Source organism: Parabacteroides vesiculifaciens (assembly GCF_049860805.1).
Taxonomy (GTDB): domain Bacteria; phylum Bacteroidota; class Bacteroidia; order Bacteroidales; family Tannerellaceae; genus Parabacteroides.
In genome coordinates this window covers 3,342,321-3,356,488 of the sequence record NZ_CP187555.1, presented here as the reverse complement: position 1 = coordinate 3,356,488, position 14,168 = coordinate 3,342,321, and the positions used below count along the sequence as shown (strand labels likewise).

General features: G+C 48.7%; 10 protein-coding genes. 6 read left to right on the top strand and 4 right to left on the bottom strand.

Annotation, left to right across the window (positions count from 1 at the left end):
- The 3 genes from ACPYIV_RS13495 (at window position 1) to ACPYIV_RS13485 (ending at window position 5,636) form a co-directional block, all read left to right on the top strand.
- Window positions 1-1,011, top strand: coding sequence for a DUF4249 domain-containing protein (locus ACPYIV_RS13495; protein ID WP_293733290.1), 1,011 nt, complete (start codon window positions 1-3; stop codon window positions 1,009-1,011).
- 815 nt (window positions 1,012-1,826) lie between these two features.
- Window positions 1,827-4,535: a TonB-dependent receptor domain-containing protein gene (locus ACPYIV_RS13490; RefSeq protein WP_425886523.1), complete on the top strand. Its 2,709-nt coding sequence runs from the start codon at window positions 1,827-1,829 to the stop codon at window positions 4,533-4,535.
- A 6-nt stretch (window positions 4,536-4,541) separates the two neighbouring features.
- Window positions 4,542-5,636 (top strand): DUF4249 domain-containing protein, encoded by a 1,095-nt coding sequence (locus ACPYIV_RS13485; protein ID WP_425883463.1) that lies wholly within the window; start codon window positions 4,542-4,544, stop codon window positions 5,634-5,636.
- Here ACPYIV_RS13485 and ACPYIV_RS13480 read toward each other — a convergent pair.
- The 3 genes from ACPYIV_RS13480 to ACPYIV_RS13470 are packed head-to-tail and all read right to left on the bottom strand — an operon-like array spanning window position 5,611 to window position 8,883.
- On the bottom strand, window positions 5,611-6,507 hold the full coding sequence (locus ACPYIV_RS13480; RefSeq protein ID WP_425883461.1) for an endonuclease/exonuclease/phosphatase family protein: 897 nt from the start codon (window positions 6,505-6,507) through the stop codon (window positions 5,611-5,613). The genes ACPYIV_RS13485 and ACPYIV_RS13480 overlap by 26 nt on opposite strands.
- Window positions 6,508-6,550: 43 nt before the next feature.
- Window positions 6,551-8,017 carry a glycoside hydrolase family 30 protein gene (locus tag ACPYIV_RS13475; RefSeq protein WP_425883459.1) on the bottom strand — a complete coding sequence of 489 codons (1,467 nt, stop codon included), beginning with the start codon at window positions 8,015-8,017 and terminating at the stop codon, window positions 6,551-6,553.
- A 35-nt stretch (window positions 8,018-8,052) separates the two neighbouring features.
- Entirely contained in the window at window positions 8,053-8,883 is an 831-nt protein-coding gene (locus ACPYIV_RS13470; protein ID WP_425883457.1) for a hypothetical protein, read from the bottom strand.
- Between the two features lie 124 nt (window positions 8,884-9,007).
- On the opposite strand from ACPYIV_RS13470, the gene ACPYIV_RS13465 reads away from it, so the two are divergent.
- From ACPYIV_RS13465 to fsa, 3 genes are all read left to right on the top strand, one after another.
- Window positions 9,008-9,568 carry an RNA polymerase sigma factor gene (locus tag ACPYIV_RS13465; protein WP_293734550.1) on the top strand — a complete coding sequence of 187 codons (561 nt, stop codon included), beginning with the start codon at window positions 9,008-9,010 and terminating at the stop codon, window positions 9,566-9,568.
- The gene (locus tag ACPYIV_RS13460; protein WP_425883455.1) at window positions 9,546-10,817 is read left to right on the top strand and encodes a porin family protein; all 1,272 of its coding nucleotides are present in this window, start codon (window positions 9,546-9,548) and stop codon (window positions 10,815-10,817) included. Before ACPYIV_RS13465 ends, ACPYIV_RS13460 begins: the two co-directional genes overlap by 23 nt.
- Window positions 10,818-10,892: 75 nt before the next feature.
- Window positions 10,893-11,549, top strand: coding sequence for a fructose-6-phosphate aldolase (gene fsa, locus ACPYIV_RS13455; protein ID WP_299360829.1), 657 nt, complete (start codon window positions 10,893-10,895; stop codon window positions 11,547-11,549).
- 8 nt (window positions 11,550-11,557) lie between these two features.
- Here fsa and ACPYIV_RS13450 read toward each other — a convergent pair whose 3' ends face one another.
- Window positions 11,558-13,960 (bottom strand): ABC transporter permease, encoded by a 2,403-nt coding sequence (locus tag ACPYIV_RS13450; RefSeq protein WP_425883453.1) that lies wholly within the window; start codon window positions 13,958-13,960, stop codon window positions 11,558-11,560.
- Between the last annotated feature and the right edge of the window lie 208 nt (window positions 13,961-14,168).

Sequence of the window (14,168 nt, the reverse complement as noted above, 5' to 3'; positions counted from 1 at the left end):
ATGAAAAAGATACTGTTTGCCTTGTGCCTGCTTTTGTTTGCCTCCTGTACCCGCGACGTGGTGCTGGTTCTGCCGCCCGTGCCTCCGCGCTTAGTGTTGAATGCTTCCGTCTCGCCGGATACGGATGTGACGGCCTTCTTGTCCAAAAGCTGGTTTGTCCTGGACACGGTCACGGACGACGGGGTTGCGGACGGCAACATACACGTATTTATAAACGGCCGTTTGCAAGGACGTATGCAGCCCGTTTCCGATAGCCGTATTACCGGGCAATATGTTTTGCCCGGTTGCCGGGTGAAGGCCGGCGATCGCTTACGGCTGGAAGCTGGGGCCGGAGGTTTCGATCCGGTAGGAGGGGAAACGGTTATTCCGGATCCGGTGGAGGTGTTGTCTGTCGATACGGCCCGTTTTACCCGTTTTGGCTATGGCGGATACGAATATCCTTCCATACGGTTGTATATCCGCTTCCGGGACAAACCGGACAAACGCAATTATTATCGCCTGATTATCGAGAAGCTGACGGAGTTTCAGAAAGGAGACAGCGTGATAACCTGTAGTTCGATGTACCGGTCGGAACCTGATTATACGGATTGGTTGAGTGTGGTTTATGAAGATCCGGTATTTCGCTCGACGGCGACGAATCCGGTTATCGAACAGTTGGACGGGGCGACCTGCAGGGGCACGTTTACGGATGATATGTTCGATGGCGAAGACTATACGGTCCGCTCCTCTTTCTGGCCTGTCGATAATTCCTTTAAGGGTGATTCGGTCACGACAACGGTACACTATGATGTCCGTCTGGTGGCTATTTCGGAAGAATATTACCGGTATCTGGTCGTAATCCGCAATTTTTCAATCTCGTTGGGCGATGCTTACTTAGACGGCCTGGTGGAGCCTACCGCCACCTATACGAATGTAGAAGGCGGCTTTGGAATCGTAGCCGGTTGCCAACTGGCCCATCGCCGTTTCACAATGCCTTTCGGAGACAAGGAGCCCTACTGGAATCCATGGTAACCGCATCAGGATATTATCTGAAAATTGGTATCTACAGGATGACCTGCGTTCTTTGGCGGACCTAAAAAAGGTCCCGATTCAGTAAAAGAACCTTCATATCCGTTTTTTGTTTTTTAGGGTTTACCCGTTAAATGCTCATATGCAACCGGCATATATTCAGCAAGTTGCAACGAAGTGAAGGGGGAATGCAATTTATATAAAAGGTCTTCCCGGGATGTGTATCTATGGGACGGGAGCTGTAAAATATAGCCCTAAGGCCATAAAATATACCCTTAAGGCTATCCGTGACAGGGCGACCGCACCAAAATTTTTAAGCAATACGATCTTATGGACTACATAATATAAGGAATAATCTATCCCCGCTACAAGAAAACTTATCTACATAGGCATAAAAAACATCGGAATGCCTATCAATTCTATAATCAGTGCCAGTGATTATAAAATCAGTGCCAGCAATTATATAATCACAACCACTGATTATAAAGTCACTGACACCGATTACAGAATTAGCAGGCACTTAAGAAAGAATTATTCGGGATAAAAACGGTTTTTTCTCTCCATGGAAATAAAAAATTGTTACTGCTGGATTTGGTGCGGTTGCCCTAGTGTAAAGATCGTTTATGGGAAAATGTGAAATGCATTTTGTCTTTTTAGGAGCTAAACCCTACAAAGTGCATTGACAAACCAGCATTTGGAATACTCGCATTTCATCTGACAATTTGCTTTTATTTCTTTTTTTACCGGATCGGATAGGGGTTTTTCCGTTTTCCCTGTCTTATGGATGAAAAGTCAATAAAGATAAGATGAAGAAGTTAATGTTGAGAGGATGGTTTACCTGTGCATTTGTGTGTTTGAGTTGTTTTTTGATGTCAGAGAAGATGTTGGCAGAGGTAAACGGTGGAGATGAGGTTCGAACGGTTACATTGAACATGCTGAACGTTTCTTTGAAAGAGATTCTGACAGAGATCGGGAAGCAGGCCGGAGTGACTTTTTCGTATGAATCATCTTTGTTGAAAGAGTTTCCGAAGACGAGTTTCAAGGTGGAAGATGCAGCACTTGACGATTGCCTGACACAACTTTTTGCCAGCTATCCGATCGTGTACAAGAGGACAGGAAACATTGTCGTTCTGAAACGCAAACCCAGGCAGGTCACGATCAGCGGTTTTGTGCGGGATAAAACTTCCGCAGAATCCCTGGTCGGGGCTTCTGTGTATGATATCGGCAGCCGGCTGGGGATTGCTACGAATGCTTTTGGCTTTTTTAGCCTTACGATACCTGCCTCCGATGATCCGGTACGGATTTCGGTATCCTATATCGGTTATGAAAACCGGAAACTCGATTTTCCCGCATTAGAACGCGATACGATGCTTACCTTGTTTTTACAGACAAATGCTTCGATCGGCGAAGTGGTGGTGACTGGCAATGAACGTTCGTTGCGTTCGCCCGTCCACAATGTGCAGATGGGCGCCTTGGAGGTAAACCAGGCGACGATCCGCGCCACTCCGACCTTGATGGGTGAAGCGGATATTATTCGGACATTACAGCTGACGCCGGGCGTCTCGATGGGAACCGAAGGTGTCTCCGGCCTGTACGTGCGCGGGGGGAATGTCGACGAGAACCTGTTCTTGATAGACGGCAATCCGGTTTATCAGCTTAACCACCTGGGAGGAATATTTTCCGCTTTTAACGGCGAAGCGATCAAAAGTATGGATTTCTATAAGGCAGGTTTTCCTGCCCGTTACGGCGGCCGCCTTTCGTCGGTTGTCGATGTGCAGACGAAGGAAGGAAATATGAAAGAATACCACGGTAGTGCGTCGGTCGGGCTGATTGCGGGGAACCTGAGCCTGGAAGGTCCGATTGTCAAAGATCGTACCTCCTTTTCGATCGCTCTACGCCGTACTTGGCTCGATGCGATTACCGCTCCCACATTGGCAATCTTCAATGCCGTGAAAAAAGATAAGAGTTCCGATATTAATTTCCGTTATGCCTTTCATGATTTGAATGCCCGTATAGACCACCGCGTCAACGACCGGAGCCGTCTCTTTGTCAGTATCTATAACGGGAACGATGTGCTGAAGGTTACAAGTGAAGACAATCCGAAGAGGGATGGCTCTATCAGTGGCTATCTGGATAAAACACGGGTTTCCATGCGCTGGGGGAATCTTGTCGCTTCCGCTGGCTGGACGTATGCGTTCAATAACCGCCTGTTCGGTAAGATTGCCGGTTTCTATACCCGTTATAATGCGAAAATATCCTACCGGGAAGAAGAGAAGTCGTGGGATTATAATAACGAAGCCTATTCCCTGAGTTTTGACGAAACGGTCAGCGCTTCCGGGATCAATGATTTCGGTGTCCGTACGTCGTTTGACTATCAGCCGGTGTCGAGCCATCATATCCGTTTCGGAGGCGATTATGTGCGGCATGATTTCCGTCCCGAATACAGCCGTTTCCTGACAGAGGAGAGTAATAAACCGGATTCCATGCAGGTCGGCAAAGTGTTCAGCAACGAGAAATTGCTGGCATACGAGTTGTCGGCATTTGCAGAAGACGACTGGACATTGACGCCTGCGCTCCGTCTGAACGCCGGAGTCCGTTTGAGCCTTTTCAACATCGACCGGAAAACCTATACCGGTGTCGAGCCGCGCGTATCTCTGCGCTGGCTGCTCGGCAAAAACCTTAGTTTGAAGGCTTCCTATTCGAGGATGAATCAATATGTGCACCTTATCAGCAACAGTTTTCTTAATTTGCCGACCGATTCGTGGATGCCTGTCACCCGCAACCTGAAGCCGCTGATCAGCGACCAGTATTCGTTGGGTGCCTACTACAACTGGAAGGATCTGGACTTCTCGATGGAAGGATATTATAAGGATAGCCGTAACCTGCTCGAATATAAGGATGGACACAGCTTGGTCCCCTCATCGATCACATGGGACCGGAAGTTGGTTGCCGGAAAAGGACGTTCTTACGGTTTGGAATGGATGGTGAGGAAGTCTACAGGACGTACGACCGGCTGGATCGGATATTCCCTTGCCTGGTCGGACCGCCAGTTTGACGAACTGAACGGGGGACGCCGGTTCCCTTCCCGCTACGACAACCGCCATAAGTTGAATATTGTCGTCATGCATAAACTCTCGAAACGTGTGGAACTTTCGGCTGCCTGGACCTATACATCCGGCAACTATACCACGCTCTCGACAGAAAATTACGAGGGCTTGAATCCTCCGTCTAAGGATCCATATGGCAGTTCCAGTCAAGAGGAGTTCGACCTTTACGGCGATCGCAATAATTACCAGCTTCCGGCCTATCATCGTCTTGACCTGGGAATCAATATCTATCGTCCGAAGAAAAAGGGACGTATGGGTATCTGGAATGTCAGCGTTTACAATGCCTATTGCCGGATGAACCCTTTTATGATCGAAAAGACGGAAGAGTATGATTCTGCCGAAAAGAAATCGTATCCTGTGTTTAAGCAATATAGTTTCTTACCGATAGTCCCGTCTATCACTTACACTTATAAATTTTAAAAGAAGATGAAGACAAACAAGATATTCCCGTTCCTGCTTTTCTTGGCAGTGTTTTTTCAAAGTTGTGAACAAATCGTTGAACTCGATTCTTTCAAGCCCGCTCCGAAATTGGTGCTTAACGGGGTGGCGAAAGCGGGTGAACCGGTACGTGCAAACCTTTCCCGTACCTGGTTCCATACGGATGGAAAACCTAACCTGACGATCCCGGATGCAGACGTGAGATTATATGTGAACGATGTTTTCCTTGAACAGTTGACATTTGTCGCTCCAGCCAAAGAGGCTCAATCCGGTTCTTATGAAGCGGCCTATTCTCCTTCGGCCGGTGACCGTATCCGTATCACGGCTTCCGCTCCCGGCTATCCTGACATTGCTGCTGTTTCCGAACTTCCGCTGCCTATGCCGGTTGCCAGTTGTCGGTTGCTGGCTCAGAAATCATTGGTTGTAGATGATGATTCTGTTCGTCAATATAGTGTAAATTACACGTTGGATTTGACGGTCAAGGATGAGCCGGCAGAGGCGAACTATTACCTGATCTATGGAAAAGAATTCTGGCGTGGCAAATATGGATATGGATATGAGAATGGGGCAGGATATGGATATGAAGGTGGAGTTAACGGTTTCGACGTAAATCAGGGTGATACTGTTTATTGGAATTATACCTACATCCACTTTTCCGAAGAACCGTTGTTTAAAAACGTGGTAACAGCTTTCGATTATATTTTTGGTACCGGAGGTTCCCAAAACAACTATTGGGGGGCTTTTTCCGATGAGCTGATAGATGGACGGACTTATAGCATGCAGCTTCCTCTCGGATGGTATGGTTATACTATTTATCAGAGCAAGGAAGACCAGTCGATTCTTTATCCCAGAAAGTTCCGTTTTTATCTGCAGGCTATTTCCAAGGACTATTTTGATTATTTGAAGACGTTGCAGGAACTTAAGTCCGGCTCCTTTACCGGCGATCTTGCGTCAGCCGGTTTTGCAGAACCGATCCGTCTCCCTTCCAACGTGGAAGGGGGAACGGGAGTACTGGGTAGCGCAACGGAATGTATTTATGAGTGGGATGAAAGGGATATCATTTCTTTTGAAGGTCCACGCTGACCGGATAATGATCTGAAATCCCTTCCGCCTCTATCCCGTTATGAATATGGGCATCGACACACCGGGAAACTAAGGACGGAGAAACCAGTATATAATCCAACCGTTCGCCTATCCCGTGCAGGCGGGTGTCGCCATGTTGCCATCCGTAGAGGAAAGCGGACGGGAATGTCGTTCGTTTATCGGCGGGAACATACATACGGCATATGTCGGTGAGCCCGGCCGAAAGGAACTGGGACAGGACGGAATAATCGAACCGTCCGTCACGCATATTCCGGTATGTTTCCTGTTCGGCATCCCACTTCCGCATGTTCTCGATCAGTTGGCCGTGCGTTTCTACCCAATCGGCATCAAAAGGCGAATAAGAGTTGAAGTCTCCCATGATCATACAACCGTCCAGCTGGTTGTCCTGTATGTATTTTGTCAACATCTGCGCTTCTTTCAAACGAAATTTCCAGTCGTGGGGACTGAGGTGGGTGACGATGATATCCAGCCCGTGAGTTTGGACATGCAGCATACCGTGCCAGAAACCTTCCACCTGTTTCCTGACGACTGTGATCGGTTCGTCGGAGCTTATGCCGACAGGATATCCCTCTTCTTTCACGATGGCATAATACTTATGACCGTATTCGGAGGCCAGTTTACCCAGATCCTTTTCCGTAAAACCCACCAGTTCGGTCATGGCCAGAATGTCCGGTTGCTGTCCTTTTACCCAGTTGATAAAGTTTGTCCGGCGGGAAGTATCGTTCTCGAAACCATTCCAAATATTGTAGGAGACAACCCGCAGTTTCTCTTTTCCAGCCGGTTGTCCATAGCTTGTTACGGGCACTAATAGCGTGAACAGGAAGATATAGAGTAAGTGAAGACGTTTCATGGTTATGTTGTTTTATTCTTGATGTTTAGTTTTTCAGTTTCTTCTATTTGATCGTTCCGGTAACCGTCACTACGCTGTTAGCCGGGATCTCGATTTGGTTTCCTTTTGTTTCCGAGCTGCTCCAGTTGTTCTTTTCGTCGGTAAGGAAACAGTTTAATTTCCCCGATAAAACCTGTCCGTCTATCTGCAGGCTGGCACGTTTGCCGGTGGCTGTCGGGTTGATTGCCACAACGGTGAAGTCTTTCCCGTTTTTATAGGCGGAGAAGAATAAACTGTCCGTGGCGGCACTACTGATTTCGGTACCGATGCGCTTGCTTCCGACCGGAATATAACGGGAGAAGTTGCCGAATGTATAGAAACGTTTTGTCGTCAGGTAATTCTGCCGGTCGGGATCCAGCACGATCAATCCCTCATTGTTCCCGGCGGGGAGTGCACCAGCCCACCAGATGCAGGCGCTTGCATTGGCTATGGACAGATACTTATGGAATGTGATTGCCCATTCGATACCGTCCCGGATGGTGGTATCTAAGGCTTCCGTATTGCTTATTTCCGTTAGCCAGACCGGGATATCCGTCTTTTCAGCTTCGCCAAACGGTTCGATAGGTGTACTTAGGCTGTCTTTGGGGGCCGGGTAGGAGTCGGGCAACGTGTATCCGTGTCCGGCAGCAATTACCGGGTATTGGGTTATGCCCGGATACTGGCTGATGATTGCATCGGTGAAATGCCGGGAAGAAACGAAAGCCGCTTGTTGGCTGACGGCTGACCAGAACGGGTTTTCACCGAATACGATACGTGCCGGTATTTCTTCTTTCCGGAAAGTCGGCCCCAGATATTCCATAATGAACTCGCCCATCTTCTCAGGCGTCCATAAAGAAGAGTTCCAGGGAGCTGCATAACCGGGTTCATTGGATGGTGAAATAGCATAAGGTTCCAATCCGACGGATTTGTATGCCTGGTAGAATGCGGCAAGGTAATCGGCATAAGCCTGGTTATAAGCCGGATTCAGTTCGCCTTGCGACACTTTGCCGTTGCTTTTCATGTAAGCCGGCGCGCTCCAGACGGAGAAGAACAGTTTGTCGGTTTTGCATTTCTCTTTTACATAACGGGCGATCCACAATTGTCCGCGACGTTTCAGGTCATCCGATTCTCCGGTGAAGAAACTGTCCGTCAGGGGAAGGTCGATATCTGCATCGAGGTCGAAATCTTTGTCTTGCGGGTTTTCCCAGTAATGGGGGAAAACTTCACCCCGCAGGATGCTGAGGCGGAGTCCTTCGTTTCCGAACATTTTTTGCAGCACTTCTTCCCGTTTGAAATGCGCGTAAAGTTTATCCGACCATCCGGCCTGTGCAACACCGAAGCCGTCTATGGTCTGTTTTTCATTATTCCAGAGAATATTTATCTTACAGTCCGGTTCTTGCGCTTCTTTGCAGGAAAAGCCGATGACGGATATAAGGATGAAAAGAAAGATGTTTCTGTATCTGTCCATTTGTGTAGGATTGGATCTTCTCATGTGATTATGTGTTTTTGTTTAATTTTTCTTTCTGTTCAGTTTCCGATCCGGAACGTTCCGATCTTACCTGCCGGGTAAAACATGAACTGGCGTTCCATCTTTCCACGGATCGGATTGTATTCGTAGTTGACTCCTACGCCGACCTTGAAACCGCTGTCGTTCACCTTGAATTCGAATGCGCCGCCTACGTTTGTATGATTGTAGAACGGGTTCATCAGCATGTGCGGGTTCTTTTTCTCGTTATGATCGTAAAACGTATATTGTCCCCAGCCTCTGACCGTCATCCAGTCGGTCAAGTCATAGCTGGCCATCGCGTTGAAGCCGCCCATGAATTGGGGCGAGGGGTTGAACGGTGTGAAATAGCGTCCGGCGAAAGCGCCTCCCGACAGGGAGAACCGGTCGTGTGTCCATAGCAGTTCCGTATTGATCCGGGTAAGACCGCCTACGCCCGGCCATGTGTATTGTTGTCCGCTTGTGATAAAGTCCACTTGTTCGCCGACAGGGACGACCGAGATCTCATGGAAATCCAGTGCCATCGGCGAAACGCGCCTTAACATCGGTGTGTACGGATTGAAGAAAGGCTGGTAAGCGGCAGATGAAATAATCATATCCATCGGACGCTCCTGCTCATAGGCCGATTGGACCGGCAGGTCGGGAATGAATTCACGCAGCTTGGCTTCGATCAGTTGTCTCTCTGATGGCGTAAAGCTTTTGTATGCGAACTTGGGTAGGTTCAGGTCGAAAACCGCCCGTTTAGGTACTGCTACCATTTTCCCCTCTCTGGTCCTGATCCAAGTCAGATCGGATTGTGCTTGCAGACATAATGTGCACAATAACAATATGATTAAATTTATTCCCCGCTTCATACAACAACTCATTTAATTTCTGCGAAGATAAAAATAAATTTAGATATTTGTATATAAATAATGAAGATAGGTGCAACTATCCGGAAACCTGTTTCATCATATAATCAGAGAGTAGCAAGTATTTATGGACGAACAACTGTTAATCGACGGATGTAAGCGTGGCGAAGCATCGGCTCGTAAGGAATTATACGAGCTGTACGCACCTGCCATGATGAGCGTATGCGCCCGTTACGTCCGTGACAGGGAGACGGCCCGTGACTTGCTTCAGGATGGATTTATCAAAGTATTCACCAAGATACATACCTATTCGGCGACAGGTCCGTTTGGCGCCTGGATACGAAGGGTATTTGTGACGACGGCACTCGAATATCTCCGTAAATACGATGCTCTCCGGTTGAGTGCCCCGATTGATGAATATGGAGAACAGGTTGAAGATGTGGATGCTTCCGTGCTGGACCGCTTGTCGGCCGGCGATTTGCTGGAATGCATCTCCCGGTTGCCCAACGGTTACCGGACCGTCTTCAACCTGTATGCCATCGAAGGATATACGCATAAGGAAATAGCGGCTATGCTTCATATCCAGGAGATCACTTCCCGCTCCCAGTTTGCGCGGGCAAGGAAAGCATTGCAGGAAATGGTTCAATCTTTAATAGCGCAGGACAATGTCAGCAGAAACAGAACATAATGAGCATTTAGACCTGTTCAGTTTAAAGTTAAAGCAGAAACTGGAAGATCACCGGCTGCCCGTTGATACGGAGTGCTGGGAACAGATCGAGGCGAAGGTGACCGGCCGTCCGCGTCTTTCCGTCTGGCGGATCGGTGGCTGGATAACTGCCGCCGTAGCTATTCTTGCGTTGTTGTTCGTGATCCGCTTGTACGAACCCGAACTCGTTCCCGCGCTTGACGCGGGAACGCAGAAGAACGAACAGATTGCTGAACGGACGAATCCTAAGAAAATGGATATTGAAAAGCAACGACCGGATAAAGGAGGTCCCTTTGCGATCCCGCATCAAGCGCGGGAACGGGTAGTTGCCCGTGTAGTACAAAAGAATGCAGTCGTTCCCGTTCTTGTCGATACGATTGCTTGGGAAGATGCTATTGGAGAAGAAGGGGAAGTCGGGCTTCCTGCTAAGGCGGAAACCGCACAACCGGAGGTAAAAATTCCGGGCGTACGACATCGGGGACCGGAACCGGAAAAACGTCGTGCCGGGAACCTGGTCGCAAGGACGGACCGGCCAAAAGCGAAAGGCGGCAAATGGCAAGTCGGAGCGAATATGGGGACAGGAGGACATCTTTCTTTTCATTTTCTGGACGGAATGGATGACGCTTCTAACGATAGCATGAATAATGATCCGGCGGAACCCGGTTGGCCTCATCCTCCTATTGACAAAGAGCCGGTTTTGGACATGGATAAGAAGCCGGAATCCTTTGCCGACATAGATTGTGCGCCTCCGCTATCTTTCGGCTTTACGGTCCGCAAGAACCTGAACAACCGTGTCGCTCTTGAAAGCGGGCTGGTCTATACATACTTATATTCGAAAATGCAGGAAAACGTATCTGCCAGCTATAAAGCGACACTCGCCCTCCATTATTTGGGTGTCCCGGTCAACTTAGTGATTAAGTTGTGTGACAATCCGAACTGGAACGTGTATCTTTCCGGAGGCTTTATGATGGAGAAAGGGTTGCATTCCCTTTATCGCCTGGACGCGTATAACCTGAAGGAGCATAAATCGGCCACCTATCGTTCCGGTATAGACGGTCTGCAATGGTCGTTGAACCTGTCTATCGGCGTTTCTTACCGTTTCTATAGGGATTGGAGCTTGTACCTGGAACCGCGTTATTCTTATTATTTCGATAACAACCAGCCGGTGAGCTATCGCACCGAGAACACGACCTTGGTAGGCATAGGAGCCGGTATACGTTTCGAGTTCTGAAAATCAATGAAGCGGCATAAACTATAATGCGGTTCCGCTTGTTATATCTTATAGTTACTTAAATAAAAACAGGCGATGAAATTCTTTATTGACACGGCTAACCTGGATCAGATCCGGGAAGCAAACGAATTAGGTGTGCTCGACGGCGTTACCACCAATCCTTCCCTGATGGCAAAAGAGGGGATCAAGGGAGTAGAAAACCAGCGTAAACATTACATCGAGATCTGCGAAATGGTAGATGGTGACGTGAGTGCCGAAGTGATTGCCACGGACTACGAAGGCATGATCAGGGAAGGTGAAGAGTTGGCCGCCCTGAATCCGCATATCGTGGTGAAAGTCCCTTGTATCGAAACCGGTATTAAGGCAATCAAGCACTTCTCCGGCAAAGGCATCCGTACGAACTGTACGCTCGTTTTTTCTCCCGGGCAGGCGTTGTTGGCGGCCAAAGCCGGTGCGACCTATGTGTCTCCCTTTGTAGGCCGTTTGGACGACATAGCCAGTGACGGAATCGAACTGGTGCGCAAGATCGTCGAAATGTATGATTATTATGATTATGACACGCAGGTCCTGGCGGCCTCCATCCGTTCCACGCAACATATCATGCAATGCGTGGAGGCAGGCGCCGATGTGGCAACCTGCCCGCTCTCCGCTATCAAAGGCTTATTGAAACACCCGCTTACCGATAGCGGCTTGGCTACTTTCCTGGCCGACTATAAGAAAGTGAACGGATAATTTCTCTTTTATTCACTCCTGAGACTTTTTACCGGGTTGCCCGAGGCGGCCCGGTAAGTATGCCAGCCTACCGTCAGCAACGTGATAGCCAGGACGATAATTCCGCCCAGCAGGAAATAGAGCGGCGAAACACTCACCCGGTTGGCGAAGCTTTCCAGCCAACGGTTCAGTAGTAACCAGGTTAGAGGCACTGCGATCACGAATGCTACCGCTATCCATTTGATGAACTGCCGGATCAGGAGGAACATGATGCTCCGGGTACTGGCTCCGTTCACTTTCCGGATGCCGATCTCTTTTGTCCGTTGCTCGGTCGCGTACAAAGCCATTCCGAACAGGCCGAAGCAAGTCAGGAAGATACTGATGACGGAATACATCAACAGCAAGTTCGCCATATCGGTCGTTTTGCGGTTACGTTGCATGAATACGGCATATACATCTTCGTAGGTGAAATATTCGCTGGGATTTACCTTTTCCCATACGGTCCGTATCGCTTCCATTCCTTCCGTTTTCAATTTTTCGTTTAGCTTGATGTAAAGCATTTGGAAATTCCCGGCACTTGAATTGTTGAGATAAACCAGGGAAGGCATCGCCTCTTCTTCAATCGAATTGATGTAGAGGTCGCTTACGATCCCGCAGATCGTACACGCCTGTTCCGGATTGCCGGCCGGACCGTCGTTGAAAGACTTGTCGTACTGGTTGACCGGATGCCCGATCGGATCTTCGCCGGCAGGAACCAGTATGTCGGCATACCGCTGGTTGATGTAGACCGGGCGGTCATATTTCCGTATCGCTTCCTGCGGAGTTACACCCCGGAGGATTTGCAGGCCCAATGTTTGCAGGAGGTTTTCTTCTCCCATATACTGGATCATGGAGTAATAGGTCTCCGATCCATCCTTGTTTTCAATAATGATCTGCCGGAGCCAGGCATTGAGGATAGAGCCTCCGGCGCGTGTGACGGAAACTATTTCGGGCTTGTTCTTCAGCTCAGTCGCAAATGTGCTGACGTCCGGATTCCTGCTTCTCCAGTTCCCGATCTCGATCAGGTTGCGATAACATTCTCCTTTCTTTCGGATCAGCCCGAGTTGCGCGTGTATGGTCAGCGTGCCGATAATCAGCCCGATGGATATGACGTATTGTGCGATGGAGAGTGCGGTGACAATCTTCCGCTTCTTGTTTCCGGTAAAGAACAGGCGGTAGTTGCTATCCGTCAGGGCAGAGACTTTGCGGCTCATGTACCAGGCGGGAATGACGGAGAGGATCAGGATTAGTCCGCAGATGAAAGGCAAGACCTGCCTGTTTAGGAAGAAGCCGGTGGTGATCCGTCCGGACATGATCCGGTTGAATAGCGGGATCAGGTCATGGGCGATCATCAGCGAGAGCAGGAATGCGATGCCGACCGTAAGGAATGTATCTAAAAACAGTTGGTAATTGATCTCAGCATGTGTCGCTCCCATCAATTTCTGGGTGTGTACGATCCGTATCTGTTTAAGAATCCGGGAAAAGCTGAGGTTGATATAGTTGAAGCAAGCGATCAGCAGAATCAGTAGCGCCGAGATCATCCCGACGAGTAACAGCGGACGTTGGGAACGGGTGATGTAAGGGATGGTCTCTTGCGTATAGCGTTGGAAATAGGAGTCCTGCAAGGTGTAGAAATGATAGCTTCCTTTCTCTTGTTGGAGAGTAGGGACTCCATCCGCTTTTATCTTCTTGGCAAATTCCTTTTTGTCGAACGAAGCGGAGACTTTCAGCAAAGTGATCCCGCCGTAGAAATCCTGTCCGTTGCCGGTAAGCATATCGAACGTGAGGTAGGATTGCGGATATTCTTTCAATACGGCGGCGATTTGGAAAGAGCGGGAAGGTTCCGTTGTTTCGTCATTGTATCGCATACCTCCATCCGTAAGATCTATTTGAACGATCTTTCCCACCGGATTTACATCTCCGAACAGTTTCCGGGCGCATGATTCGCTTAATGCAGCTTTGTCCGGGGCGGAAAGTGCGTCGTGCAGATCGCCGTATAGCACTTTATACCTGAAAAAACGGGGAAATGCCGTATCGGTAGTTGCAATCGTAATCGGTTCGTATTGTTTGTTTCCTATTGTGACGGAGCTGCAACCGATCGCATTGAAACGCAGGTAATCTTCCACTTCCGTATATTTCTCTTTCAACTGGACCGGAATGTCACCGGCCACATACGAAACAGTTTCTCCCGACTTCATCGGCGAATCTTGTGCCATATAGACGATCCGGTCCTTATCCGGATTGCCCGCTTCAATGTTGAATTCATAGATGACGAAAGCCGCCAACAGGTTCGTGCAGGCAATCCCGATCGCCAGGCTGACAATCGAAATAACGGAGAATGTTTTGTTTCGCCACCAACTACGGAGGACGAGTTTGAGTGCTACAGCTTTCATGACTTTATTTTTTTATACGAATCAAAACTATCCTCTTTTCCCGAACGCGTCAAAAGATAATCTTCTTTTTCTCCGGAGAGCATATAAATTGTCTAATTGTTGGACAGTTCAGGAAAGGGGCTGTGTTTCTTTTTCGCATCGCAAAGGTAAAGGGCCAAGCGTCCTTTTGCAAATATAAAGCCTTTTATACGTTTCTTTTCTGATTTCA

Excerpts from the sequence above, each read along its gene's own strand:
- ACPYIV_RS13495 (WP_293733290.1), top strand. The coding sequence starts at position 1 with ATGAAAAAGATACTGTTTGCCTTGTGCCTGCTTTTGTTTGCCTCCTGT.
- ACPYIV_RS13490 (WP_425886523.1), top strand. The coding sequence starts at position 1,827 with ATGTTGAGAGGATGGTTTACCTGTGCATTTGTGTGTTTGAGTTGTTTT.
- ACPYIV_RS13485 (WP_425883463.1), top strand. The coding sequence starts at position 4,542 with ATGAAGACAAACAAGATATTCCCGTTCCTGCTTTTCTTGGCAGTGTTT.
- ACPYIV_RS13480 (WP_425883461.1), bottom strand. The coding sequence starts at position 6,507 with ATGAAACGTCTTCACTTACTCTATATCTTCCTGTTCACGCTATTAGTG.
- ACPYIV_RS13475 (WP_425883459.1), bottom strand. The coding sequence starts at position 8,017 with ATGAGAAGATCCAATCCTACACAAATGGACAGATACAGAAACATCTTT.
- ACPYIV_RS13470 (WP_425883457.1), bottom strand. The coding sequence starts at position 8,883 with ATGAAGCGGGGAATAAATTTAATCATATTGTTATTGTGCACATTATGT.
- ACPYIV_RS13465 (WP_293734550.1), top strand. The coding sequence starts at position 9,008 with ATGGACGAACAACTGTTAATCGACGGATGTAAGCGTGGCGAAGCATCG.
- ACPYIV_RS13460 (WP_425883455.1), top strand. The coding sequence starts at position 9,546 with ATGTCAGCAGAAACAGAACATAATGAGCATTTAGACCTGTTCAGTTTA.
- fsa (WP_299360829.1), top strand. The coding sequence starts at position 10,893 with ATGAAATTCTTTATTGACACGGCTAACCTGGATCAGATCCGGGAAGCA.
- ACPYIV_RS13450 (WP_425883453.1), bottom strand. The coding sequence starts at position 13,960 with ATGAAAGCTGTAGCACTCAAACTCGTCCTCCGTAGTTGGTGGCGAAAC.